The sequence below is a fragment of the Pontivivens nitratireducens genome (genome assembly GCF_014235845.1).
In the GTDB taxonomy this organism is placed as follows: Bacteria; Pseudomonadota; Alphaproteobacteria; order Rhodobacterales; family Rhodobacteraceae; genus Pontivivens; species Pontivivens nitratireducens.
Genome location: NZ_JACJUQ010000011.1, coordinates 63,641 through 87,367 on the forward strand (window position 1 = coordinate 63,641; position 23,727 = coordinate 87,367).

Here is a 23,727-nt window from a genome sequence, read left to right on the forward strand (position 1 = left end):
CCGATCAGGCGATCACGGCAAATTACAGGGTGGGATAATCCGTATATCCCTCACGCCCGCCGCCGTAGAACGTGCTCTGATCCGCTTCGTTCAACGGCGCGTTCTGGCGCAGACGCTCGGGCAGGTCGGGATTGGCGATGAAAGGCACGCCGAAGGCCACAGCATCGGCCTTGCCACTGTCCACCGCCTCGATCGCCATGTCGCGATTATAGCCGTTATTGGCGATATAGGTGCCTGAATACCGGGACTTGAGCGCCTCGATGCTCAACCCCTCGTCCAATTCGCGGCTGCCGCCAGTCTGGCCCTCGACCATGTGCACGTAGGCGATGCCCACCTCCTCGGCCGCATCCATCGCGGCGCTGAAGGTCGCCATCGGATCGCTGTCAGAAATCGCGTTTGCGTTCGAGAACGGAGAGAACCGCACGCCGGTGCGGCCTGCGCCGACCTCATCCGCCACGGCCGTCAGAACCTCGCGCAGCAGTCGCACCCGGTTTTCGACCGACCCGCCATAGGCGTCCTCGCGCTTGTTCGCGCCATCCTTGAGGAACTGGTCCAGCAGATAGCCATTGCCTGCGTGGACCTCGACCATGTCGAAGCCCGCGTCCATCGCATTGCGCGCGGCGGTGCGGTATTCCTGAATCAGGCGCGGAATCTCGGAGGTTTCGAGTGCGCGAGGGGTTGAGGTGTCGACGAAGCCCTTGCCGTCGAAGGTCTGGGCCTGCGCGGCGATGGCCGAGGGCGCGACCGGCGCCTGACCGTCCGGTTGCAAGGATGTGTGCGAGATGCGGCCCACATGCCACAATTGCAGCGCGATCTTGCCGCCCTTGGCATGAACGGCGTCGGTCACGGCCTTCCAGCCGTCGATCTGCGCCTTGGAGTGGATGCCCGGGGTCCAGGCGTAGCCCTTGCCCTCGGGCGAGATCTGCGTCGCCTCTGTGATGATCAGGCCAGCACCCGCCCGCTGGGCGTAGTAGTCGGCGTGGATGTCGTAGGGGGCGTCATCCTCGGCCCGGGCCCGGTTGCGGGTGAGGGGCGCCATCAGAATGCGGTTGGCGAGTGTTACATCACCCACGGTGATTGGATCGAACAACTTGGTCATGCTTAGCTCCTTGCACATGTAGCGGCACCACACTTGGGGGGTGGATCGCGCTTTGCAAAGGAAACACGTCGTTCTCAAATCCGGTGTAATGCGGACCAGACCCGTCCCGGCGTGTAGGGCGGCATGCATGGGGCGGCCCCGGCGCGGGCCAGCGCATCCTCCACCGCATTGGCCACGGCACCCACGGCGGCGACCGCGCCAGCCTCACCACATCCCTTGAGGCCGAGGGGATTGGACGGTGTCGGCACGCTCACCAGTTCGACGTCGATCATGGGCAGATCGGCGGCGCGGGGCATGGCGTAATCCATGAAGCTGCCCGACAGCGGCTGTCCGTCGGCATCGCGGATCATCTCCTCGCACAGGACCTGTCCCGCACCCTGCGCCACGCCGCCATGCACCTGCCCGGTGACGATCATCGGGTTGATGACATTGCCGAAATCGTCCACCACGCTATAGCGGGTCAGCGTAACATGCCCGGTTTCCGGGTCGACCTCAACCTCGGCGATATGGGCGCCGTTGGGGGTGGTGGTGACCACGGAATCGACCTCACCGACACCGTCGAGAGGGCCGGACTGCGCCGCGATTTCGATCAAGGTCATCGCGCGGTCGGTGCCGGTGACGCGCACAGTGCCGTCGCGAAATTCCAGATCGGTGCGCGCGACTTCCAGCAAATCCTCCGCCCGGATCAGCGCCTGTTCCACGACATCCTTCGCCGCGATCAGAAACGAGCGGCTGGCCTGCACGGCGGAGCGTGAGCCACCGGTGCCGCTGCCCCGGGGCAAGGATCCGGTGTCGCCGCGGCGCACAGTGATGGCCTCGAACGGGACGCCCAGTTGGTTGGCGACGATCTGAGCCCAGGCGGTTTCATGCCCCTGACCTGCGGATTCGGTGCCCACATCGGCGGTGATCGCGCCATCCGCTGCGATGTGGATGGTCGCCATCTCAACCGGGCCACCGCCGGTGCGTTCGTAGTAATACGCAACGCCCAGTCCGGCCAGCTTGCCGCGCGCGCGGGCGTCGAACCCGGCCACATCCGCCAGTTCGGCGGCCCGGTTCAGGATCGCGGGCGCGTCGATCGCGTCGAAATCCACACCGCCGGCCGTGCGATAGGGGATCTGATCGGGGCGGATCAGGTTGCGCTGGCGTATGGCGACCTGATCCAGCCCCAGTTCGCGCGCGGCCGTGCTCATCAGACGTTCCATCACGTGCAGGACTTCGGGCTTGCCCGCACCACGATAGGCATCGACGGGAGTCGTGTTGGTCACCACACCTTCGACCACGTGATGCACCGCGCGCACATCGTAGACACCGCCGATCAGGTGGGCGGAAAAGGATGTGTGCACCCCCGCGCCGAAACCCGGCGTGAATGCGCCGACATTCGAGGTGGAGCGCCAACGCAGGCCCAGCAACGTGCCGTCCGGGTCGAATGCCGCTTCGGCGCGTGTCATCAGATCGCGGGCCTGGACATCGCTGAGCAATGCTTCGGCACGGGTCGATGTCCACTTGACGGGGCGGCCGGTCTGCTGCGCGGCAAGGGCACACAGGGCGTATTCCGGGTGGTCGATCAGCTTCATCCCGAAGCCGCCGCCCACATCGGGCGCGTGCACGCGCAACCGGTCGGGCGTGGTGCGCAGATCGCGGGCGATATCGCTGCGCGCCGAATGCACCCCCTGGTTGGAAACCCAGATTTCCCAGCCCTGCGCATCGTATCGCACGACGATGCCGCGCGGCTCGATCGGCGTCACGGCGAGGCGCTGGTTGCGAACGTCAAGTTGCACGATATGCGCATTGTCAAAGGCCCGGGCAACCGCATCGGGATCGCCGACCTCCCACCGGTAAATACGGTTGCCCTCCAGCCCCTCGTGAATGGGGGCGGCATGCAGGGCGTCCTGCGCGCTGACAACGGCGTCTGAGGGCTCGATTCCAACCGCGACAGCCTCCGCCGCATCCAGGGCGGCTTGGCGGCTGTGCGCGAAAACGATCGCAACCGGCTGTCCGACATAGGCGACGGTGTCTTCGGCCAGATGCGGGTGCGGTACATCCACGAACGGGCTGCCGTCGGCCTGCACCATGCCCATGCCCGCACTGATCGGCGCCAGCCGCCCCGCAATGTCGGCAGCGGTGTAGACCAGTGCGACCCCGGGCATTCGCCGCGCTTCCTCCGCATCGACCCCGAGCAGCCTTCCAGCCGCGAAATCGGACCGGACGACCTGCGCAAACAGCATTTCGGGCAGGTCGATATCATCGACGTATTGCCCGCGACCCGTCAAAAATCGTGGATCTTCGGTGCGCTTCACCGCCTGACCGATGCCGAATTTCATGCGATTTCCTCCGATTTCCCAGGTGCCGCGAGTTTGCGACAGAACGATTTATGGGCCGAACACAGGCTAGAGTGCAGCGTACTGGTCACACAGGTGGCATTTTGATATGTAATTGGAACAATGAGGGTCATTCGAGTTTTGCCGGATTGAAATCGAGTTTCATTTATCGGTTAATACCTCAAAAGGAGTGAGCTTCACTCGTTAAAGATGATTCGTGGGGGATCAGCTTATGAAGGCCGATGATCGGCTCATGGTGGTATTGACCGCTGTCGTGCTCGTGGTGGCGATTGGCACCATGGCGCAACGCAGCGAATTTATCATGGCCGCTTTCGGTTCCGTCGATGAATACGAGGCGGTCGACGATGCCTTTACGGTTCGTGCCGGGCGGACACAACCGCTGGATGTTCTGTCCAATGACATCAATGCGCAGGAGGGCGATGCAGATCGCATCCTCATCGTGCAGCAACCGGTGTGCGGAACCGCGCGTCGCAGTGGCGGGCGTATCGAGTATTTCAACAGTGACGCATGTGGCGGCCGCATGGTGTTCACCTATTGCGTCATCCAGGGCGATACCTGCCCCAGCGCGCAGGTCGTGCTGAACGTCTCACTGCCCGAGGCGCTGCCGGGGCGCGACGGCATGGCCGTGGCTGCGGGTGCCACCGGGTTTCCGACCTTGCGCGCACCTTCGCTGGCAACGCCGGACAGCGATGTCGGTCTGGCCCCTGCGGAGGCGACTGCCGCGATTCGCAACCGCGATGTGCAGCCGGTTCGGATCGGTCGTCCAGCCACGGGCGCTGGTGCCGGTATCGCTCCTCAGCAAAGCGCCGCCGTCTCCATCGGCGGGGCAGGGGTTTCAGGCGGGTTCGGTGCAGCGACACCCGATGCCGAGTCAGGCCTGCCGAATCTCAGCCGCGGCGACACGCCGGAGCGTGTGACCATCGCACGGGGTGCAACACCGCAATTGGGCAGCGTCGGGCGTGACTTTGCCGCCAATGTGCCATCAACCCCGGTCCGTGCACGGCCAACCGGGCTGGGCACGCCGCCCGCGCCTTCGCAGGCCGGTGTGCGCGTATCCGGGTCTACCACGCCGCCCGTCATCAGTTCCGACCAATCTCAACTCGCCTCGGCCGCATCCGAAAGCGGTGCCGCGAACCAGCGCAACGCGGGGCGTCTGACGCTGCGGTCCGTCACCTCGATGTTCCGCCCCGTCGGCGCCACGGTCGAGGATGAGACGCCGACCGTGACCGCACAGGCGAGCGCGCGGCCCCGCGTCAACTTGAACCCGGGGCTGCAAGGCTCCGCTGTCGTGACGGAGCGTGCAGCCCAGATCATCGTTCCCGTGGCGACGGAAACCACTGCTGTGCGCAGCGGATCGTCGCCGCAAGCACCCTCGATGCCGGTCGAACAATCCATCGCCTCGCTCGGCGGCGGGATGGTTCCGCAGACGCCCAGTTTTGGCGGCTCGTCACCGAACGAACCACCTGTGCGCTCCGCATCGCTGGGCGGGGACATGCCGGACATGCCTACCATCGATGCAACACCGCGAACCGCACGAGCGGAGGCGACATGCAACGCCAACCTGGTGACTTCCTCCAAGCTGGGTGAGATGCTGGCCCTGACGCTGACCTCACCCTGCCGGCCAGACAGCGAAGTGACCATCAGCTATTCGGGCTTGAGCTTTACCGCGATAACCGATGCAGATGGATCATTGCAGATCGACGTGCCTGCATTCGACGAACAGACGGCCATCACGGCGGAGTTCGCGGACGGCACCTCCGCCAGCTCGGACATCACGGTGCGCGGGGTCGACCGCATCGCACGGGTTGCCATCGCGTGGGAGGGGGACGCCAACCTCGACCTTCACGCATTCGAATACACAGCGGCCGAAAATTCCGAGGGCCACGTCTGGGAAGGGAACGCGCGCAGCTATCGCGCTTCGCGCCGCAATGGCGGGGGCTATCTGACCCGTCTGGGCCTGCCCGGTGCGCGTCAGGCCGAGGTCTACACCCTGCCCGTGTCGCGGCGCACGCAGAGCGGTGTCATAGATACCCAGATCCGGTTCACCAATGATGCGGATATCTGCGACGGACGTATCGAAGTCCTTTCACTTTACAACAATCAGGCTTTGCGTGCTGACCATCGAAGCGTCAGTATCGAAACCGCACGGTGTACCGAGGACAGTAAAGTGGTCTCGATCGATGCGGCTGTTCGGAGTATCTCCGTAGCCGCCCGCTAAGCGCAAGCAATCCAAGGCGGTCAACGCCAATAAACAGAATACCAAGGACGAGGGACGGGACATATGACATCGATCAAGACGGCACGCAGCGGGCTGATCCGCGTCGGCTTCTCTGCGGCTATGGCACTGATTGCCATACCGGCAGTGGCACAACAGGTCACATTGCAGTCCTATGACGGCTCGATCACCCTGCGGGGAAACCTCGTCGAATTCGATGGACAGAACTACCAGATTGCCACGGCCATTGGCGCGATCACCATCGACGCCTATCAGGTCTCATGCGAGGGGGAGGCCTGTCCCGACCCGTCGCTGCTGCGCTCCGAGTTTCGCATCGCGGGCTCCGACACCATCGGGGCCGATCTGATGCCTGCGTTGGTCGAGGGGTATTCCTTCGCGCTGGACGCCGACATTGCCTCGAACGAGATCAACGCCGACGGCTCCATCGGTCTGGCGATCGAGGATCTGAGCGGTGGACGCATCGCCGATATCGAGATCGCATCGCTGTCGGGGGAGGGTTTCGACGCATTGCTCGACGGCACCGCCTCCATCGGCATGGCCTCCCGCCCCGTCCGTCCGCGTGAGGCGCAGGCCTTCAATGATGCCAATCTGGGCAACGTCACCGACCCCACGCAGGAGCATATTCTGGCGCTCGACGGCATCCTGGTGGTGCTGGCGCGCTCCAACCCGGTGCGCAATCTGTCGATCGAGGAAATGGCGGGCATCTTCGCTGGTGAGATCACGAACTGGTCGCAGGTCGGTGGCGCGAATGCCCCGATCAACGTCTATATTCGTGAGGAGGGGTCGGGCACCCGCGCCGTGTTCGAACAGAACGTCATGGACGTGATCGGTGCCAGCATCTCCTCCACCGCCGAAGTGATCGAGAACAACGCGGATTTGTCTGACGCGGTCGCCTCCGATCCGTTCGGCATCGGCATCACCGGCTATGCCAGCGCCCGCAACGCGCAGCCTGTCGGGATCGAGGAGGTTTGCGGTATCGTCACGCAACCCTCCGCCTTCAACATCAAGGCTGAGGAATACCCGCTGGCCCGTCGTCTGTATCTGTACACGACCAATGCCGCATTGCCGAACCACGCCCGCAACCTGATCGAGTTCGTGAACTCCGACGCGGCGCAGGATATCATCGCCGATGCGGGCTTCATCGATCAGGGTATCTCTGGCGCTTCGATGAATGAGCAGGGCCTGCGGCTTGCCTCCGCGATGATGGCGGCCGAGGATCTGGACCAGCTGTCTGACGTGCGGGATTTTGCCTCGCTGATGCTGAACGCCGAGCGTCTGTCCACGACGTTGCGCTTCCAGCCCGGCTCCTCGCTGCTGGATGCCAAGGCGCAGCGGGATGTGGTACGTATCGCTGAGTCGCTCTCGCGCGGCGGGTTCGACAACAAGGAAGTTCTGCTTGTTGGCTTCACGGACTCCATCGGTCGGCCGGACTTGAATCGCGCCTTGTCCGAGCGGCGCGCGGATCAGGTCTTGAGTGCGATCCTGAATGCCGCCCCCGGTGGAACGATCGACACGGATCAGATTTCGGTGCTGGGCTTCGGTGAGATTTCACCGGTGGGTTGCAACGAGACCTTTACCGGTCGTCAGGTCAACCGTCGCGTGGAAATCTGGGTGCGCGATCGCGTCTGAGCCCCATGGGCTGAACCTTGCGATTCCGGCGCCCCAGTGGCGCCGGTTTCGTTTCACTTTCCCCAAATATCCCCGCCGGAGGCGCATATCCTACAACAGGCCGCTGCCGCGAAAGCTCAGTTCCGCCCCCTTGCCGATGATCAAGTGATCATGCACGACGATGGATAGAGGCATCAGGGCCGCGACGATGGATTGGGTCATCGTGATGTCCGCCTCACTGGGCGATGGATCGCCGGAGGGGTGATTGTGCACCAGTATGATGGCCGTGGCCCCCAGTTCCAGCGCCCGGCGGGCGACCTCACGCGGATAGACGGGCACGTGATCGACGGTGCCCCTGGCCTGCGCCTCATCCGCGATCAGCACGTTCTTGCGATCCAGAAACAGGATGTGGAATTGTTCGGTATCCCGGTGGGCCATCATCGCGCGGCAATAGTCGAGCACGGCGTCCCAACTGCCCAGCACGTTCTTTTTCGCCACGCGGGTTTGGGCCAGACGATGGGCGGCGGCCTCCACGATCTTTAGCTCCTGCACAACGGCGGAGCCGACGCCCTGAACCTCGGTCAATCGGGCGGGCGGGGCGGAGATGACGGCGTTGAAGCCGCCGAACCGCGCGATCAACGCCTTGGCCAGTGGTTTTACGTCGCGCCGCGGGATCGCGCGAAACAGCACCAGTTCCAGCAATTCGTAATCCGGCAGCGCCGCCGCCCCGCCCTGCATGAACCGTTCACGCAGGCGCGCACGGTGGTTCATCTGGTCGGGCCGCGCGGCCCCCATCGTTGGCAGCGGCATTTCCGAGAATCCGGGAAGGGGCGGTCGCGCACTCATGCTTTTCACCATGGGGCGCAGGGGTTAACCGAACCTTAACCAGAAACGGGATATCTCAGATCGAGAAGTTGGGAGCGTAGACATTTGCCGGTGACAGGGTGAAGATCTCGCAGCCCTCCTCTGTCACGCCGATGGAATGTTCGTATTGCGCGCTGAGCGATCTGTCCTTGGTCACGGCGGTCCATTCGTCGGCCAGAATTTTCGTCTCGGGCCGTCCGAGGTTCACCATCGGTTCGATCGTGAAGAACATGCCGGGTTCCAGCTTCGCCCCCGCGCCGGCACGACCGTAATGCAGCACGTTGGGCGCGGAGTGGAACTGTCTGCCCAGCCCGTGGCCGCAGAAATCCCGCACGACCGAGCATCGCTGCGCCTCGGCGAAGCGCTGAATGACGTGGCCGATATCGCCGAAGGTGTTGCCGGGCTTGACGGCTGCGATCCCCTGCATCAGGGCGTCGTGAGTGATCTGGATCAGCCGCTCCGCCTTGCGGCTGGGCTTGCCTGCCCAATACATCCGGCTGGTGTCGCCGTACCAGCCATCGACAATGACGGTCACATCGATGTTCAGGATATCGCCATCGCGCAGCACCTTCGGCCCCGGAATGCCATGGCAGACCACATGGTTGATCGAGATGCACGAGGCGTGTTGATACCCCTTGTACCCGATAGTGGCCGAGGTCGCGCCGGCGGCAACAATACGATCCTGGATGAACTGATCCAGCGTGGCGGTGCTGACGCCCGGCACCACATGCGGCCCGATTTCGTCGAGGATTTCCGCCGCCAGCCGTCCGGCCTTTCGCATTCCGTCGAACATCTCGGCGGAGTGGATATAGATCCCGTCGCGGTTCGTCGGGATGGACAGTGCGGTATCGGCTCGGTTCATGGTGCGGTCCTCGGGGATTCGATCTTCTCTCATATAGGAGCTTTTATTGCAGGATGACAGGCAGGGCGCGGCCCAGACTTATGCCCGCGGTGGAAATCTGCGTGGCGCGGGCGATCATCCGAACCCCCGCCGCCGCGGCCTCCGCTGCTTTTGCAGCATAGGCGGGATCCAGATCGGCGGCGAAGCCTACCGCATCGCAATCGGTCCGTTGCACAACGTATAGCATCACCGCCCGGTGCCCCCGATCCACCATCTGCATCAGGTCGCCCAGATGCCGTGTGCCCCGCGCGGTCACGCAGTCGGGAAACTCGGCCAGCGTGCCATCCCGGCGCAGATGCACGTTCTTTACCTCCAGATACAGGTCGGGCAGTCCCGGTTCGCTCAACAGGAAATCCACGCGGCTGCGATCGGCATAGGGCACCTCGGCGCGGATGCCGGTATAGGCGGCAACCTCCGCGATCTGACCGGCGCGCAGGGCCTCACCGACGATGCGGTTCGGCAGGCTGGTGTCGATACCTGACAGGCCGCCGCCCTCCACCTCCGTCAGCATCCAGGACCATTGCAGCTTGCGCCTGGGATTGGTGCTGGGTTGCAGCCAGATCTTCGCACCCGTCTGCGCCACGCCGATCATGCGGCCGGGATTGGCGCAGTGCACCGTCACCTCGCGACCATCAGGCAGGATGACATCGGCAAGGAACCGCTTATACCTGCGGATCAGAACAGCCGGGATCAAAGGGGGATCGAATTCCATTCCCCCGCCTATCGCAGATGAAGGAACCGCACCATGCCCACAGCCGCAATGATCGTGATCGGAGACGAAATTCTGTCCGGCCGGACACAGGACGTGAACGTGCAGGTATTGGCTAAGGCACTGGGCGCGCGCGGCATCACGCTGAGCGAGGTGCGGATGATACCCGATGATGTGGATAGCATTGTCGCCACCGTGAATGCGCTGCGCGGACAGGTGGACAATGTCTTTACCTCCGGCGGCATCGGGCCGACCCATGACGATATTACCGCCGATTGCATCGCGCAGGCCTTCGGTGTCGGGATTTCGGTCCGCGACGATGCCCGTGCGATCCTCGCCACGAACTACGTCAATCCGGAGCGCGATCTGAACGAGGCCCGCCTGCGCATGGCCCGCATCCCCGACGGCGCGACCCTGATCGACAACCCGGTCAGCAAGGCACCCGGCTTTACCCTGGGCAATGTGCACGTGATGGCGGGCGTGCCCAAGGTCTTTGCCTGCATGGTGGAAAGCGTCATGCCGACCCTGACCGGGGGTGTGCCGATGCTGTCCGACGATGTGCTGATCGAAAAGGGGGAGGGTGCTCTGGCCGGTCCGCTGGCAGAGATCGCGCACCGGCATCCCGAAGTCTCCATCGGATCGTATCCGCGCGTTGTGAACGGCGGTTTCGTCGTCAACATCGTGGCCCGCTGCACGGATGCCGACCTGCTCGAAGCGGCGATGGTCGAACTGCGCCAACTCGCTTGACCCCGCCGCGCAGGCAGGCGACACAAACAAGGCCTGCCCGCTTGGTGGAATTGGTAGACACATGAGACTTAAAATCTCCCGGCCTCAGGCCGTGCCGGTTCGAGTCCGGCAGCGGGCACCAGAATATTGCTGACATGATACTGTGGCACCCTGACGGGACATGACCCGCCTGTGCCATGTGGCCAAGTCTCGGAAACGCTTGCATCGCACGGGTCCCCGGATCATCAAGGCGGATATGTCGATTTCGTCCGGTCCCCATGCTGTTTCTCTTGCCGATCTCGGATGGTCCGCGTTCTTCGCGGATCAGGTCCGGGAGGGGGAGGCTGGTCTGCTGCCGGCCCGTATCGCGACGGTCCATCGGTCGCGCATCGGGGCTGAGACAGCCTTGGGACAGATGCGGCTTATCCTTCTTTCGCCGATGAAAACAACGGATTTCGCGGTCGGCGACTGGGTGCTGCTGGGCGTCGGGGATGCCACCGTCGTGCGGCGGCTCGACAGACGCACCCTGCTTCTGCGGCGCACCGAGGGCGCGCGGGCGCAGCAATTGATCGCGGCGAACGTGGACACGCTGTTCATCGTCACCTCGTGCAACGATGATTTCAATCCTGCCCGGCTGGAGCGCTATCTGGCCCTGTCGAACGAGGCTGGCACCCGCCCGGTGATCGTTCTGACCAAGGCGGATAAGGTTATGGACGCGGCTTCCTATCAGGTCGAAGCCGCAGCGTTGCAGCGCGATCTGGCCGTTGTCAGCCTGAACGCAAAGTCGGTGGAGGCGACTGCGATCCTGTCACCATGGTGTGGCGCGGGGCAGACGGTGGCGCTGGTCGGTTCCTCGGGCGTTGGCAAATCCACATTGCTCAACACCCTGACCCGGAAATCGGACGCGGACGCACAGGCCACCGGCGGCATTCGTGAGGGTGACGCCAAGGGTCGGCACACGACCACGGCCCGCTCCCTGCACCCGATCGCGGGCGGTGGTCTGGTCATCGATACGCCGGGAATGCGCACCCTGCATGTCAGCGATGTGGCCGACGGGCTGGATATCGTGTTCGCGGAGATTACCGAACTGGCCCCCCGGTGCCGGTTTCGCGACTGCACCCATGCGCATGAGCCCGGATGCGCTGTCCAATCCGCAATCTCGGATGGAACGCTGGACCCGGCGCGGTTGGATCGTTGGCGCAAGCTATCGGACGAGAACCGCGACAACACGCCGGTCGTGACGGGCGCGCGGGGAAATAAGAGCACACGCTCCAGACGTCGGTAGGATGCCTGCGGCGCGGATATTTCGGGAAAGTGAAAGCCCCGCGCGGCGCGTGTATGCATAAGCCTTCCGCGCTGTGACCTGTCAGGTCCTGGCGGGAGTGACATGCCAAGCCACGGTCATTTCGTTGACCTTGGTGCCGGTTTCATCCGTGATGTCCACGATTACATTGAATTTGACGCGACCCTGGGTGTTCAGAGTTTCCAGTGCCTGCGCACTGGGGATTGAAGTGCGGGCGGTGGCGGTCAACTGTCCCTTTGCCAGCGCCAGATAGCTGATCCGGGCCTCTGCCGCGACGGGGCGCGATTGCAGGATAACCGGCGCCAGCGCACCGGCGGCCGCCCCGCCGCTGGCCGTTTCGCCCAGTGTAAAGACCGCCCCGGCATGTGGCGTGCCGATGTGATTGCAGGTCTCCGCCGTGGCGGGCAGGATCGCCTCCGCCACACCATCACCGACCGATGTGATCTGCACGCCCGCATGTGCTGCGAAGGGGATCGACTGGCTCAGATGCGCGCGGATCATGTCATAGGGGGTCATCAAGGGTTCCTCACTGATTTTCGCGATGATGCGCCGGGGCCGGTTTGCGGGCAACCGTGCCCTTGCGGCGAGCTATGCTGGCAGGTTGATTATTTTGGACCCGGAGGTTCCGCCCTTCGTGCCAGAGGAGGATTGCCCGGATTTGCGGGCGTGTGCACAATCGGAGCCGTTTCAATCCGATCCGGGTCGCGCTTCACGAATATCTCTCTATTCTGCGCGACGCGACGCTGGAACGGCCAGCAGAAACCCGGGATGGAGCCATGATGGCAGGCGCGACACTTTCGGCGATACCCAGCGACGGGCGAACCCGCACCTGCGGGCCAAGCCGGGGCTGTAGGGCATGATGCGTCTGGATCAGGCGCTGGTGGCGCGGGGGCTGACGCAAAGCCGATCCCGTGCTGCGCAACTGATCGACGCGGGTGTCGTATCGGTGAACGGGCGTACGGCGGGAAAGGCCTCGGCCAAGGTCGCTGCGGATGACGTTCTGAAGCTGACCCACGATCCAATCCCATGGGTCAGCCGCGCTGCGTTGAAGCTGGTTCACGCGGTGGAGGTTTTCGATCTGAAGCCGCAGGGCGATTGCCTCGATCTGGGCGCCTCTACCGGAGGGTTCACGCAGGTGTTGCTGACGCATGGCGCGGCGCGGGTCTTCGCGCTGGATGTCGGGCGGGACCAGTTGCACGCGGATGTTGCTGGCGACCCACGGGTCGTGCGGCTGGACGGGGTGAATGCGAAGGACATCACGCCGGACCTGCTGCCGCCGCTGGATTGGATCGTGACCGATGTCAGCTTCATCTCGCTGGAGAAAGCGCTGCCCGCGGCCCTGACCCTCGCCAAACCCGGTGGGCGGCTGGTGGCTTTGGTCAAACCGCAGTTCGAGGTGGGCCGTGCCCATGTGGGCAAGGGCGGCATCGTCACAGACGGCACCGCGCGGGCCGGTGCCCTGTCCCGGACCGAGGCATTCCTGGCGGCGGCAGGCTGGGGCGATATGCGCAGCACCACCAGTCCGATCACCGGCTCCGACGGCAATGTGGAATATCTACTGACGGCGGTGCGGGTGTAGCAGCTCACTACAGCAAAGCGGATCGTGGCGCGGGAACCGATCCCGCGCCCTGTCGTTCCAGCTGTCCTGTCGGGGCGGCTGGATTACAGCGATGCCGCCAGTTCCGAGCCCTGTTTGATCGCGCGCTTTGCGTCCAGTTCTGCGGCCACGTCCGCGCCGCCGATCACGTGCACGGTGCGGCCAGCTGCCTGTAACTGATCGGCCAGATCACGGAAGCTGACCTGACCGGCGCACATCACCACGGTGTCAACCTCAACCCAGCGGGGATTTTCGTGCGCCTCGCCGGAGGAGACCTGAATGCCCTGCGGCCCGATCCGCTCGTAATTTACGCCGGCGACCATCTGCACGTCCTTCATCTTCAATGCGGCGCGATGGATCCAGCCGGTGGTTTTGCCCAGACCGGCGCCGGGTTTCTTCGCCTTGCGCTGCATCATGGTGATGGCACGGGCGGAGTCCTGAGGTTGCGGGCCTTCGGGCCGCAGGCCACCCGCAACGTTCGCGGGATCGCCGACGCCCCATTCCGCCAGCCACTCATCCAGATGCAGGGTCGGGCTTTCGCCCTTTTGCGACAGGAATTCCGACACGTCGAAGCCGATGCCCCCCGCGCCGATCACCGCGACACGCTCCCCGACCTCGGCGGTGCCGCGCAGCACGTCCACGTAGCTGACGACGTTGTCGCCCTCCTGCCCCTCAATTTGCGGATCACGCGGCAACACGCCGGTGGCGATGACGACCTCATCGAAATCGGAAAGGTTCTCGACCGTTGCCTCCGTCTGCAAGCGGACATCGACGCCGTGCACGTCCAGCATCCGGCGGAAATAGTCCACCATGTGCCAGAATTCCTCCTTGCCGGGGATCTGCTTGGCCATGTTCAACTGACCGCCGATTTCCGCATCCTTCTCGAACAGCGTGACCTTGTGACCGCGTTCCGCCGCGACGAGGGCGGTGGACAGGCCCGCCGGACCTGCGCCGACAACAGCGATGGATTTCGCGGTGCTGACCGGTTCGTAGTTCAGCACGGTTTCATGGCAGGCACGCGGATTGACCAGACAGCTGGTCAGCTTCATTGCGAAGGTGTGGTCCAGGCAGGCCTGATTGCACGCGATGCAGATGTTGATCTGATCGGCCTTACCCTCCGCCGTCTTGCGCATGAAATGCCCATCGGCCAGCCAGGGCCGTGCCATGCTGACCATATCCGCGCAGCCATCGGCCAGAACCCCCTCCGCCGTTTCGGGATTGTTGATGCGGTTCGAGGTAATCAGCGGAATCGACACCTCGCCCATCAGCTTCTTCGTGACCCAGGTGAACGCCCCCCGCGGGACGGAGGTGGCGATGGTCGGCACCCTGGCCTCGTGCCAGCCGATGCCGGTATTGATGATGGTAGCGCCTGCCGCCTCGACCGCCTTGGCCAGTGTGACGACCTCCTGCCATGTGGAGCCGTTGGGGATCAGGTCGATCATGCTGAGGCGATAGATGATGATGAAATCCGTGCCGACGGCCTGCCGCACGCGGCGCACGACCTCCACCGGCAGACGCATCCGGTTCTCGTAGCTGCCGCCCCAGCGGTCCGTGCGCTTGTTGGTGTGGGTGACAAGGAACTGGTTGATGAAATATCCCTCGGAGCCCATGATCTCGACCCCGTCATATCCGCATTCCTGGGCACGGGTGGCGCAGGTGACGATATCCGTGATCTGCTTTTCGATGCCGTCCTCATCCAGTTCGGCGGGGGGGAAAGGACTGATCGGGGATTTGATGGGGGAGGGTGCGACGCATTTGTGGGTGTAGGCGTAGCGCCCGGCATGCAGGATCTGCATCGCGATCTTGCCGCCCTTGCCGTGAACCGCGTCCACGACCTTGCGGTTGTTGGCCATATCCTCGTCCGAGAACAGCCCCGCCCCGCCCGGCAGAACGGCGCCTTCCTCGTTCGGTGCCATGCCGCCGGTCACGATCAGCGCGGCGCCCCCCTCGGCCCGTTCCGCGAAATAGGCGGCCACGCGGTCGAAATCTCCGACTTCCTCCAACCCGGTATGCATGGACCCCATGATCGCGCGGTTCTTCAGCGTCGTGAAACCCAGATCGAGCGGTTCGAGCAGGTGAGGATAATTGGACATGGCATGCTCCCTGAAGGCGTATGGGCCTTTGCGACCCGTTCGCCTCAACTTACGTGCACGTCAGGTTGAGTAAACCGAAACGCAACGGCAAGGGGTCCAGAACCTGCATCCGGCCCGACGAATCGTGCATCCCCCCGTGAAGTCCGAACGAAGGCTGCGGCTATACACAGCCGAGCCCAGGTTTCGGGTTCACGAGGATGGAATCGACCGGATTGAACGGTCAATGACGGAATCCCATGCGCTTAATGCCGTAACGGCCATCAGGCGTGTGAGTTTCAGCAACATACCGGGTCTCCGCCTCCATGATCAGACAGATAAGGATCGCGCTGTCCGACACCACAACAACGCGCGATTGCGTGATCGGTTGCGAGGGTGCTACTTAGCCGCACCTGACTGGAGAGCCCGATGCACATTACCCTGCGCCGCCCCGATGACTGGCACCTACACCTGCGCGACGGCGCGATGTTGCAGGGGATCGTGCCGGAAAGCGCCAGGGATTTCGCGCGTGCGATTGTCATGCCAAATCTGGTGCCCCCCGTCGTGACCGGCGCGGATGCTGCCGCCTATCGTGACCGGATCGTCGCGGCCCTGCCGCCGGGCGCGGATTTCACCCCGCTGATGACCCTCTACCTGACCGAGGGGACCGACCCCGATGATCTGGCCGAGGCCGCACGATCCGGCCTGATCACCGCGGTCAAGCTGTACCCGGCGGGGGCAACCACCAATTCCGACAGCGGTGTGCGCGATATCGAGAAGGTCATGCCCGTGCTGGAGCGTATGGCCGAAATCGGGCTGCCCCTGTGCGTTCACGGCGAAGTCACCGATCCCGAGGTGGACATCTTCGACCGGGAGGCGGTGTTTCTGGAGACTGTGCTGGACCCGCTGCGCGCCCGCCTGCCGGAACTGAAGGTTACGCTGGAGCATGTCACGACCAGCAACGGAGTGGATTATGTGCGCGGGGCGGATGCCAATCTGGCCTGTACGATCACCACGCATCACCTGATTATCGACCGCAATCACATGTTGGTCGGCGGAATCCGGCCTCATTACTACTGCCTGCCCATCGTCAAACGTGCGGCGCACCGGCTGGCGTTGCGTCAGGCGGCGACCTCGGGCGATGCGCGGTTCTTCCTCGGGACGGACAGCGCGCCACATGTGGACGCGGCCAAGGAGACCGGCTGCGGCTGTGCCGGTGTCTTCTCCGCCAGCAACACGATGCCATTGCTGGCGCAGGTGTTTGAGCAGGAGGGCGCGCTGGACCGGCTCGAAGCGTTCACCTCACTCAACGGTCCGGCCTGGTACGGGTTGGCTCCGAATGACACGCAGATGGTGCTGGAGAAAAAGCCCGGCAATTTCCCCACGCGGATCGAGACAGGCGCTGGCCCCGTCACAGTCTTCGACCCCGGTTTTGATATCGAATGGCGCGTGCGCCGCTGACCCCATTCCGCCACCCCGCCAACTGGCGCTGTGAAAGGACCCCAGATGTTCCAGAATTCCTATCCCTCCGACGCGGAGATGGCTCGACTGACGGCGCGAATGCTGCTCGAAATCGGTGCGGTGCATTTCCGCGCGGATGAGCCGTATATCTTTACCTCCGGCATCGCCGCGCCGGTCTATATCGATTGCCGAAAGCTGATTTCCTTCCCCCGTATCCGTGGCGCGCTGATGGATTTCGCGGTCGCGAAACTGTACCGAAATGCCGGGTTCGAGGCGTTCGATGCCGTCGCAGGGGGGGAGACTGCGGGCATCCCCTTCGCCGCCTGGATCGCGGAGCGTATGGCCCTGCCGATGCAATATGTGCGCAAGAAGCCCAAGGGCTTCGGTCGTGATGCGCAGATCGAAGGTCTGATCGAGGAGGACCAGCGCGTCCTGCTGGTCGAGGATCTGACCACCGATGGCGGCTCCAAGGTCAAGTTCGCCGAGGCGATCCGCAAGGCGGGCGCCAAATGCGATCACACCGTTGTCGTGTTCTATTACGATATCTTCGCGGATGCGCCGGACAAGCTGCGGGAGCATGGTCTGGAATTGCACTGGCTGGCCACATGGTGGGATGTGTTGGCCGAGGCGCGCACGCAGGGCCATTTCGACACGGCAACACTCGATGCGGTTGAGGCGTTCCTGAACGCCCCGCTGGACTGGTCCGCCGCACATGGTGGCGTGTCCGAAACCTCTGTCTGAGGACGTCAGGCATGAAAAAGGCCCGGCTGAGGGATCAGCCGGGCCTTCGTATCAGCCGGGAATGGATCAGCCGTTCGGCGTGATGACCAGTTCCACGCGACGGTTCTGCGCGCGGCCCGAGGATGTTCCGTTGGATGCGATCGGCTGCGTTTCACCCGCGCCGGAAACCACCAAGCGGTTCTGGGATACGCCATTGGCGACCAGCACGTTCGCAACGGCCTGCGCACGACGCTCGGACAGACGCTGGTTATAGGACGCCTCACCCGAGGAATCGGTGTGACCGGTAATGCGCACGGAGGAACCCGGATAGTTTCGCAGGCTGTTCGCCACGACGGACAGCTGGTTCTGGAAGCCGGGCGCGACGGTCGCGCTATCGGTTGCGAAGCTGATCGATTCGGGCAGAGTCACGACCAGCTGGTCGCCGGTGTTCTGAATGCCAACGCCGGAATTGGCCAGATCGCGGCGCAGTTCTTGCTCCTGCCGATCAAGTGCCACACCAACTCCGCCACCAGCCGCTGCGCCCACGGCGGCACCGATCAGCGTACCTTGCGTGTCACCACCGATGGCCTGACCTGCGGCTGCGCCCAGTGCGGCACCTACCAGAGCGCCCTGGTTGCGGTTGGCGTTCGGGCCGGTGGACATCGAGCCCTCGGCACAAGCGGTGAGCGTGAAGCCTGCGACCAGAAGTGCGCTGGTGGTTTTCAAAGCGATAGACATAAAGGCATCCCCCTTAATTTAAGTTGTCTCTGCCATAACTCCCCAGTCGATAAGTCGTTCCGAGGAAGTTTCAGCGAGCAGGTGACAATGCAGTTAAATTCCGCAGGCGGGTCCAGCCCCGATGCAATATGTCACGCATTCGTGTGCTCGATTTCTTTCAACTCCTCCATCACGGCAACCAGTTCGGCGGTGATGCCGGGTTCGGACAGGGCATGGCCCGCTGTTCTGATCGAGCGCAATTCGGAATCCGGCCAGGCCTGATGCAGCGACCATGCGCCGATGGGCGGACAGACCATGTCATAGCGGCCCTGCACGATATAACCGGGAATGCCCTTGAGCTGTCCGACCTCAGCGAGAATCTGGCCCTCACGAATCCAGCCGCGATTGCTGAAGTAGTGATTCTCGATCCGGCTGAAGGCGCGGGCATATTCACCCGACCCGCCGGAGGAGCGTCCGTAGCTTTCCAATGCGGCCAGATTCGATTCCCACGCGGCCCATGCGCGGGCATAGCGCACCTGCTCGGCGCGGTCCTCTCCGAACAGACGGCGGCGATAGGCCGCGATCATGTCGTGGCGCTCGTCCTCCGGGATCAGTCCGGTGAAGCGTTCCCATTCCTCGGGCCAGAAACGGGCGACGCCGCCGTTGTAGAACCAGTCCAGCTCGGGTATGGTCATCAAAAACACGCCCCGCAGAATCAGACCGCGCACCCGGGCGGGATGGGCCTGCGCATAGAGCAGCGCCAGTGTCGCCCCCCAGCTGCCGCCGAACACATACCAGCGGTCGATGCCGAGATGTTCACGAATACGCTCGATATCTTCGATCAGATCGTGGGTGGTGTTGTTCTGAACGCTGGCATGGGGGGTGGACCGGCCGCAGCCGCGTTGATCGAACAGGATCGAGCGGTAATGCTGCGGATCGAAGAAGCGGCGCATCGCCGGGCTGCATCCGCCCCCCGGTCCCCCGTGCAAGACCACGACGGGCACACCGTCGGCGCGGCCCGATTGCTCGACATATAACCGATGACCACCCGACACCTCCAACGCCAATTGCGCCGTCGGTTCGCGGGGGGGGTAGAGGCTGCGCCGATAGGGCGCGCTATTTCGACTTCCGTGTTCACGCATTTTCGCACTATGTCCTACTGCAACGGAGATTAAAACTCATCGAAGGTGATAATCATGTCTGCATCCACTGCGCCACAAAGTAGCGTGAACGACGGAGAGATCGCTAAATTTCAGGCGATGGCCGATGAATGGTGGGATGAGGGGGGCAAGTTCAAGCCGCTTCACATGCTCAACCCCACCCGGCTGGACTATATCACGCGCCAGATCGCGGCGGAGTTCGGGCGCGATCTGAGTGAGGAGCAGCCCTTCGCCGGTTTGCGCATCCTCGATATCGGGTGCGGTGGTGGCCTGCTGGCCGAACCGATGGCTCGCCTGGGTGCCACGGTGGTCGGTGCCGACGCGGCGGAGCGCAATATCCCCGTCGCACGTGTGCATGCCGAGCAATCCGGGCTGCAGATCGATTATCGCCACACCACGGCGGAGGCCATGGCCGCCGAGGGGGAGCAGTTCGACGTCGTCCTGAACATGGAGGTGGTCGAACATGTCGAGGATCCCGCCAGTTTCCTTCGCACCTGTCAGGAATTGCTCAAGCCCGGCGGGCTGATGGTCTGCTCCACCCTCAACCGCAACCCCAAGAGTTTCCTGTTCGCCATCCTCGGCGCGGAGCAGATCATGCGCTGGCTGCCCAAGGGCACGCATGAGCACTCCAAGTTCATCACGCCGGACGAGTTGTTCAGCCTGTTGCGCGGCGCGGGGTTGGAGCCGGTGGACCGCACCGGGTTCAAGTTCAACTTCGCCCGCTGGGACTGGTCGCTGGACCCGCGCGATCTCAGCGTGAACTACGTCACCTCCAGTGTGAAACCCTCGGCGTAAGGGCGTTATCGCCGGATCATCGCAGGATTGGCGGCTTGTCGGGATCGCTGCCGGGGGCCGTCACCTCGCGCACGGTTTCGTGGCGTTGCGGGATTTCGAAGCCGAGCCCCTTGGACCGCAGGGCAGGCAGGGCCTTCGCCCCCTCATCCAGAAAGACGATGTCGAGCTGCCCCGCGTCCAGCCCCGACAGGCGCAGCGCCTCGGACAGGGCGTCCGCGATGGCGTCTCGGGCCGGGGGCAGGGCGTCGATCACAGCCAGCATGTGGCCCTGCGTGCCGTCGCGATATGTCACGCCGACCAGCCAGCTTTCGCGCGCCAGCCCTTCGAGGGTGGGCAGCTTTTCTGCGATGGCGTCAAGCAGCACGTCCGGCACATTCTGTGGCCGGTTCACATCACGAACGGAGGCTTCACGCACCACGGTCAGATCGGTCAGGCGATCCACCGCCCACCGCAGCGCATCCACCGGCAGGATCGTTTCGGACGGTGCACCGCCCAGATTCAGGGCGAGGGCGATGTCCTGTTCGACCAGCAGTTTGATCAGCCGACGTCCCGACATGGCGGCGAATTCCGACGGTCCCTCCATGAACTCGCCCAACCGAACCTCGCGGTCGAAGGACAGCGCGATGCGCCCCTCGGCCGTGTCGAGGATGACGGGTCGGATCGTCTCGCCCTGTGCTTCTTCCTCCAACGGCACGAACAGTTCCGTTTCCAGCAGGCGTGACCAGAAGCGCGGGCGGCGGGCCTCATCTGCTTCGGCGTCGATATGGGCGGAGTCGAGGGGCGTAATCTCTGTCATAAGTGAGATGTGTCAGGCGCGCCCGTCCAGTGCAAGGGACACCGCGTCGCGCAGGCGCGGAACGACCTCCTGCTCGAACCACGGGTTGCGGCGCAGCCAGCCGGTGTTGCGCCAGCTTGGATGGGGCAGGGCGAAGGTGCCCTCCGGGTGATCCCGCCAGCTTTCCACGGTCTGCGTCACGTTCTGCCGGGTGCCCAGATGCCATTTCTGCGCGTAGCCGCCGATCAGCACCTTCACCCGGACCTGCGGCATCGCCATCATTGCCGGTGCGCGCCAGGTGGCGGCGCATATCCTGGGCGGTGGCAGGTCGGAACCCTTCGCGTCATAGCCCGGAAAGCAGAACGCCATGGGCAGGATCGCGAACTTGTCCCGATCGTAAAAGTCCGCCCGCTCCACCCCCAGCCAGTCGCGCAGCCTGTCGCCGGAGCGGTCGTCGAACGGCAAGCCCGAGGCGTGCACCCGCGCACCCGGTGCCTGACCCGCGATCAGGATCGGTGCGCGGTTTGACAGCCAGACGACGGGGCGGGGCCGGTGCGCAGTGCGCGTGGCCGCGAATCGTTCGGCACACAGGGTGCAGCGTTCGGCCTGATCGACCAGTTCGGATAGTTCAGCCATTCGACACCCCTTCGTTCAGCACCCGGGCTACGTCGCGTCGCAAATGCGGCAGCAACTCCGCCTCGAACCACGGGTTCCTGCGCAGCCACGGTGTGTTGCGCCAACTGGGATGCGGCAGGGGATAGGTGCCGGCGGGCATGTCGCGCCACGCGCGCACGGTCGGGGTCATCGCGCGCGCGTCCGGCATAACGCGCTGAGCCATCGCGCCGACGACCAGCGTCAGACGCCGGCCCGGCAGCGCCGCCATCACCGGGGCGTGCCATGTTTCGCGACAGATCGCGGGAGGCGGCAGATCACCGCCCGCCGCATCGTTGCCCGGAAAGCAGAACCCCATGGGCGCGATGGAGATGGTGCGGGGGGCAAAGAACTCCGCCTCTTCCATCCCCATCCAGTCGCGCAGCCGCCGCCCCGACGCATCGTCGAACGGTATGCCCGACAGATGCGCCTGCCGACCCGGTGCCTGCGAAACGATGACAATCGGTGCATCCGGGTGCAGCCGCACGATGGGGCGCGGCGCATGTGCGCTGGCCGTGGCGGCAAAACGCTCCGCGCACAGGCGGCAGGTGCGCAGGCGGGCGAACAGGCGGCAGGTGCGCAGGCGGGCGAACAGGGCGGGGGCGTCGGGGCTCATCAAGTTCAAGATAGGCACCATGCCGCGCATTGCGAGATCAGACATGACTTGATAATCCGGGTATCGAAACCGATTTGAGCAAGGGGCCATCGATGTATCGCGTCTGGAACTATCTGAGCGAATATTCGCTTCTTCTCATCCTTGGTGCATTGCTCGCGCTGGGATGGGCCAACATCGATTACGACAGTTACCATCACTTCGTGGAATACCCGCTCTGGGATCACGCACCGATCGGGCAATTGCATGATGGCTACCGGACGCTGACGCTGCATTATCTTGTCAACGACCTGCTCATGGCGATGTTCTTTGCCATCGCGGGCAAGGAGGTCTGGGAGGCCATCGCGCTCAAGGACGGGTCGTTGCGCGGCAAGAAGGCGCTGACGCCGCTGATCGCCACTTCGGGCGGTATGTTGGGCCCGATTGCGGTCTATCTGGGTCTGGCGCTGCTGATGGGCACGGATACCTATCAGGCGGTGGCGAATGGCTGGGCGATTCCGACAGCGACGGATATCGCGTTTTCCTATCTTATCGGGCGGCTTATCTTTGGTGCCGGTCATCCGGCGGTGGGTTTCCTGCTGCTGCTGGCGATTGCCGACGATGCGGCGGGATTGATCATTCTGGCTGTGTTCTACCCGTCGGGTGAACTGGCACCGGAATGGTTGCTGCTGTCACTGGCGGCGGCAGTTGTGGTGTTCTTCGCCTTCAACTCGATCCCCCGTCGGCTGGACCGGCACAAGCAGCATCGCCCCAATTCCACCTGGATGCGTGAGAAGCTGGGCGTCTGGCCCTATGTGATCGCGGGGTGCCTCAGCTGGTATGGCTTTATGCGCGCAGGGATCCATCCCGCGTTGGGTCTGCTGCCTATCGTTCCGACGATCCCGCACGCCGACCGCGCATTCGGTATCTTCGCCGAGGCGGAGCGTCACCTGACCGACCTGCTCAACACGCTGGAACATGTGATGAAGGGCCCGGTCGAGGTCGTGCTGCTGTTCTTCGGCCTGGCCAATGCCGGCGTGCTGTTCAACGCGGTCGGCGATGCGACCTGGCTGGTTCTGGCCGGTCTGCTGGTGGGCAAGCCGCTTGGGATCTTCATCATGGGCTGGATTGCGGCGAAACCGCTGGGACTGGGCCTGCCCAAGGGAATGGGGCTGCCGGATCTGCTCGTTCTGGGCTTCGTGGCGGCGATCGGCTTTACCGTTTCGCTGTTCATCGCCTCGGTGGCCTTCGCTCCGGGTCAGGTTCAGGATGCAGCCAAGATGGGTGCGCTTCTCAGCTTTGGCGCGGCGATCGTGGCGTTCGGCGCTGCTGCGATCTTCAAGATCGAGAAGATTTCGGGCAACGACGATTAAGCGGATGTTCATGATCGGGGCGATAAACCGTT

The 23,727-nt window shown here is 63.9% G+C and carries 21 protein-coding genes and 1 tRNA gene; 10 read left to right on the forward strand and 12 right to left on the reverse strand.

The window, feature by feature from the left end:
- Positions 1-22 precede the first annotated feature (22 nt).
- On the reverse strand, positions 23-1,099 hold the full coding sequence (locus H1S03_RS12675) for an alkene reductase (protein WP_185804782.1): 1,077 nt from the start codon (positions 1,097-1,099) through the stop codon (positions 23-25).
- Between the two features lie 74 nt (positions 1,100-1,173).
- On the reverse strand, positions 1,174-3,420 hold the full coding sequence (locus H1S03_RS12680; protein ID WP_185804783.1) for a xanthine dehydrogenase family protein molybdopterin-binding subunit: 2,247 nt from the start codon (positions 3,418-3,420) through the stop codon (positions 1,174-1,176).
- A gap of 229 nt (positions 3,421-3,649) precedes the next feature.
- On the opposite strand from H1S03_RS12680, the gene H1S03_RS12685 reads away from it, so the two are divergent.
- Together H1S03_RS12685 and H1S03_RS12690 are read left to right on the forward strand one after the other, a co-directional pair.
- A complete protein-coding gene (locus H1S03_RS12685; RefSeq protein WP_185804784.1) occupies positions 3,650-5,656 on the forward strand; it encodes a hypothetical protein in 2,007 nt (668 codons plus the stop codon).
- 63 nt (positions 5,657-5,719) lie between these two features.
- Complete coding sequence (locus H1S03_RS12690; RefSeq protein WP_185804785.1) at positions 5,720-7,303, forward strand: substrate-binding domain-containing protein; 1,584 nt, start codon at positions 5,720-5,722, stop codon at positions 7,301-7,303.
- A gap of 90 nt (positions 7,304-7,393) precedes the next feature.
- On the opposite strand, the gene radC is transcribed toward H1S03_RS12690, so the two are convergent.
- Genes radC through sfsA form a run of 3 tightly spaced genes read right to left on the reverse strand, consistent with a single transcriptional unit; the run spans position 7,394 to position 9,759 of the window.
- Complete coding sequence (gene radC / locus H1S03_RS12695; RefSeq protein ID WP_430700913.1) at positions 7,394-8,128, reverse strand: RadC family protein; 735 nt, start codon at positions 8,126-8,128, stop codon at positions 7,394-7,396.
- 55 nt (positions 8,129-8,183) lie between these two features.
- Entirely contained in the window at positions 8,184-9,008 is an 825-nt protein-coding gene (gene map, locus H1S03_RS12700) for a type I methionyl aminopeptidase (protein ID WP_185804787.1), read from the reverse strand.
- Positions 9,009-9,051: 43 nt separating this feature from the next.
- Positions 9,052-9,759 (reverse strand): DNA/RNA nuclease SfsA, encoded by a 708-nt coding sequence (gene sfsA, locus H1S03_RS12705; protein WP_185804788.1) that lies wholly within the window; start codon positions 9,757-9,759, stop codon positions 9,052-9,054.
- Between the two features lie 33 nt (positions 9,760-9,792).
- Between sfsA and H1S03_RS12710 the strand changes: the two genes are divergently transcribed.
- The 3 genes from H1S03_RS12710 (at position 9,793) to rsgA (ending at position 11,767) form a co-directional block, all read left to right on the forward strand.
- Positions 9,793-10,503, forward strand: a complete 711-nt coding sequence (locus H1S03_RS12710; protein ID WP_185804789.1) for a competence/damage-inducible protein A — start codon at positions 9,793-9,795, stop codon at positions 10,501-10,503.
- A gap of 35 nt (positions 10,504-10,538) precedes the next feature.
- Positions 10,539-10,624: transfer RNA gene (locus tag H1S03_RS12715), tRNA-Leu, on the forward strand.
- Between the two features lie 114 nt (positions 10,625-10,738).
- Entirely contained in the window at positions 10,739-11,767 is a 1,029-nt protein-coding gene (rsgA, locus tag H1S03_RS12720) for a ribosome small subunit-dependent GTPase A (protein ID WP_185804843.1), read from the forward strand.
- Between the two features lie 81 nt (positions 11,768-11,848).
- On the opposite strand, the gene H1S03_RS12725 is transcribed toward rsgA, so the two are convergent.
- Positions 11,849-12,301 (reverse strand): PaaI family thioesterase, encoded by a 453-nt coding sequence (locus H1S03_RS12725; protein WP_166187307.1) that lies wholly within the window; start codon positions 12,299-12,301, stop codon positions 11,849-11,851.
- 340 nt (positions 12,302-12,641) lie between these two features.
- Between H1S03_RS12725 and H1S03_RS12730 the strand changes: the two genes are divergently transcribed.
- Positions 12,642-13,364 carry a TlyA family RNA methyltransferase gene (locus H1S03_RS12730; RefSeq protein ID WP_249777913.1) on the forward strand — a complete coding sequence of 241 codons (723 nt, stop codon included), beginning with the start codon at positions 12,642-12,644 and terminating at the stop codon, positions 13,362-13,364.
- An 83-nt stretch (positions 13,365-13,447) separates the two neighbouring features.
- On the opposite strand, the gene H1S03_RS12735 is transcribed toward H1S03_RS12730, so the two are convergent.
- A complete protein-coding gene (locus H1S03_RS12735) occupies positions 13,448-15,475 on the reverse strand; it encodes an NADPH-dependent 2,4-dienoyl-CoA reductase (protein ID WP_185804790.1) in 2,028 nt (675 codons plus the stop codon).
- 405 nt (positions 15,476-15,880) lie between these two features.
- On the opposite strand from H1S03_RS12735, the gene pyrC reads away from it, so the two are divergent.
- On the forward strand, positions 15,881-16,912 hold the full coding sequence (gene pyrC, locus H1S03_RS12740) for a dihydroorotase (RefSeq protein WP_185804791.1): 1,032 nt from the start codon (positions 15,881-15,883) through the stop codon (positions 16,910-16,912).
- 45 nt (positions 16,913-16,957) lie between these two features.
- The gene (locus tag H1S03_RS12745; protein ID WP_185804792.1) at positions 16,958-17,653 is read left to right on the forward strand and encodes an orotate phosphoribosyltransferase; all 696 of its coding nucleotides are present in this window, start codon (positions 16,958-16,960) and stop codon (positions 17,651-17,653) included.
- A 66-nt stretch (positions 17,654-17,719) separates the two neighbouring features.
- Here H1S03_RS12745 and H1S03_RS12750 read toward each other — a convergent pair whose 3' ends face one another.
- Both H1S03_RS12750 and pip read right to left on the reverse strand, forming a co-directional pair.
- Entirely contained in the window at positions 17,720-18,370 is a 651-nt protein-coding gene (locus H1S03_RS12750; protein ID WP_166187298.1) for a YiaD family glycine zipper/OmpA-like lipoprotein, read from the reverse strand.
- Positions 18,371-18,501: 131 nt separating this feature from the next.
- On the reverse strand, positions 18,502-19,491 hold the full coding sequence (gene pip / locus H1S03_RS12755; protein ID WP_185804793.1) for a prolyl aminopeptidase: 990 nt from the start codon (positions 19,489-19,491) through the stop codon (positions 18,502-18,504).
- Positions 19,492-19,545: 54 nt separating this feature from the next.
- On the opposite strand from pip, the gene ubiG reads away from it, so the two are divergent.
- Positions 19,546-20,304: a bifunctional 2-polyprenyl-6-hydroxyphenol methylase/3-demethylubiquinol 3-O-methyltransferase UbiG gene (ubiG, locus tag H1S03_RS12760; protein WP_185804794.1), complete on the forward strand. Its 759-nt coding sequence runs from the start codon at positions 19,546-19,548 to the stop codon at positions 20,302-20,304.
- Positions 20,305-20,320: 16 nt separating this feature from the next.
- Here the strand turns inward: ubiG and H1S03_RS12765 are convergent, their stop codons facing one another.
- From H1S03_RS12765 to H1S03_RS12775, 3 genes are read right to left on the reverse strand one after another with little or no spacing between them, the layout of a single operon-like run.
- Positions 20,321-21,100 carry an SseB family protein gene (locus H1S03_RS12765; protein WP_185804795.1) on the reverse strand — a complete coding sequence of 260 codons (780 nt, stop codon included), beginning with the start codon at positions 21,098-21,100 and terminating at the stop codon, positions 20,321-20,323.
- A gap of 12 nt (positions 21,101-21,112) precedes the next feature.
- Complete coding sequence (locus tag H1S03_RS12770) at positions 21,113-21,715, reverse strand: uracil-DNA glycosylase family protein (protein ID WP_185804796.1); 603 nt, start codon at positions 21,713-21,715, stop codon at positions 21,113-21,115.
- Positions 21,708-22,346, reverse strand: coding sequence for a uracil-DNA glycosylase family protein (locus H1S03_RS12775; protein WP_185804845.1), 639 nt, complete (start codon positions 22,344-22,346; stop codon positions 21,708-21,710). Before H1S03_RS12775 ends, H1S03_RS12770 begins: the two co-directional genes overlap by 8 nt.
- A 92-nt stretch (positions 22,347-22,438) precedes the next feature.
- Between H1S03_RS12775 and H1S03_RS12780 the strand changes: the two genes are divergently transcribed.
- Positions 22,439-23,695, forward strand: coding sequence for a Na+/H+ antiporter NhaA (locus H1S03_RS12780; RefSeq protein WP_185804797.1), 1,257 nt, complete (start codon positions 22,439-22,441; stop codon positions 23,693-23,695).
- Positions 23,696-23,727: the final 32 nt, after the last annotated feature.

Coding starts and splice junctions, on each gene's coding strand:
- H1S03_RS12675 (WP_185804782.1), bottom strand. CDS start 1,099: ATGACCAAGTTGTTCGATCCAATCACCGTGGGTGATGTAACACTCGCC.
- H1S03_RS12680 (WP_185804783.1), bottom strand. CDS start 3,420: ATGAAATTCGGCATCGGTCAGGCGGTGAAGCGCACCGAAGATCCACGA.
- H1S03_RS12685 (WP_185804784.1), top strand. CDS start 3,650: ATGAAGGCCGATGATCGGCTCATGGTGGTATTGACCGCTGTCGTGCTC.
- H1S03_RS12690 (WP_185804785.1), top strand. CDS start 5,720: ATGACATCGATCAAGACGGCACGCAGCGGGCTGATCCGCGTCGGCTTC.
- radC (WP_430700913.1), bottom strand. CDS start 8,128: ATGAGTGCGCGACCGCCCCTTCCCGGATTCTCGGAAATGCCGCTGCCA.
- map (WP_185804787.1), bottom strand. CDS start 9,008: ATGAACCGAGCCGATACCGCACTGTCCATCCCGACGAACCGCGACGGG.
- sfsA (WP_185804788.1), bottom strand. CDS start 9,759: ATGGAATTCGATCCCCCTTTGATCCCGGCTGTTCTGATCCGCAGGTAT.
- H1S03_RS12710 (WP_185804789.1), top strand. CDS start 9,793: ATGCCCACAGCCGCAATGATCGTGATCGGAGACGAAATTCTGTCCGGC.
- rsgA (WP_185804843.1), top strand. CDS start 10,739: ATGTCGATTTCGTCCGGTCCCCATGCTGTTTCTCTTGCCGATCTCGGA.
- H1S03_RS12725 (WP_166187307.1), bottom strand. CDS start 12,301: ATGACCCCCTATGACATGATCCGCGCGCATCTGAGCCAGTCGATCCCC.
- H1S03_RS12730 (WP_249777913.1), top strand. CDS start 12,642: ATGATGCGTCTGGATCAGGCGCTGGTGGCGCGGGGGCTGACGCAAAGC.
- H1S03_RS12735 (WP_185804790.1), bottom strand. CDS start 15,475: ATGTCCAATTATCCTCACCTGCTCGAACCGCTCGATCTGGGTTTCACG.
- pyrC (WP_185804791.1), top strand. CDS start 15,881: ATGCACATTACCCTGCGCCGCCCCGATGACTGGCACCTACACCTGCGC.
- H1S03_RS12745 (WP_185804792.1), top strand. CDS start 16,958: ATGTTCCAGAATTCCTATCCCTCCGACGCGGAGATGGCTCGACTGACG.
- H1S03_RS12750 (WP_166187298.1), bottom strand. CDS start 18,370: ATGTCTATCGCTTTGAAAACCACCAGCGCACTTCTGGTCGCAGGCTTC.
- pip (WP_185804793.1), bottom strand. CDS start 19,491: ATGCGTGAACACGGAAGTCGAAATAGCGCGCCCTATCGGCGCAGCCTC.
- ubiG (WP_185804794.1), top strand. CDS start 19,546: ATGTCTGCATCCACTGCGCCACAAAGTAGCGTGAACGACGGAGAGATC.
- H1S03_RS12765 (WP_185804795.1), bottom strand. CDS start 21,100: ATGACAGAGATTACGCCCCTCGACTCCGCCCATATCGACGCCGAAGCA.
- H1S03_RS12770 (WP_185804796.1), bottom strand. CDS start 21,715: ATGGCTGAACTATCCGAACTGGTCGATCAGGCCGAACGCTGCACCCTG.
- H1S03_RS12775 (WP_185804845.1), bottom strand. CDS start 22,346: ATGAGCCCCGACGCCCCCGCCCTGTTCGCCCGCCTGCGCACCTGCCGC.
- H1S03_RS12780 (WP_185804797.1), top strand. CDS start 22,439: ATGTATCGCGTCTGGAACTATCTGAGCGAATATTCGCTTCTTCTCATC.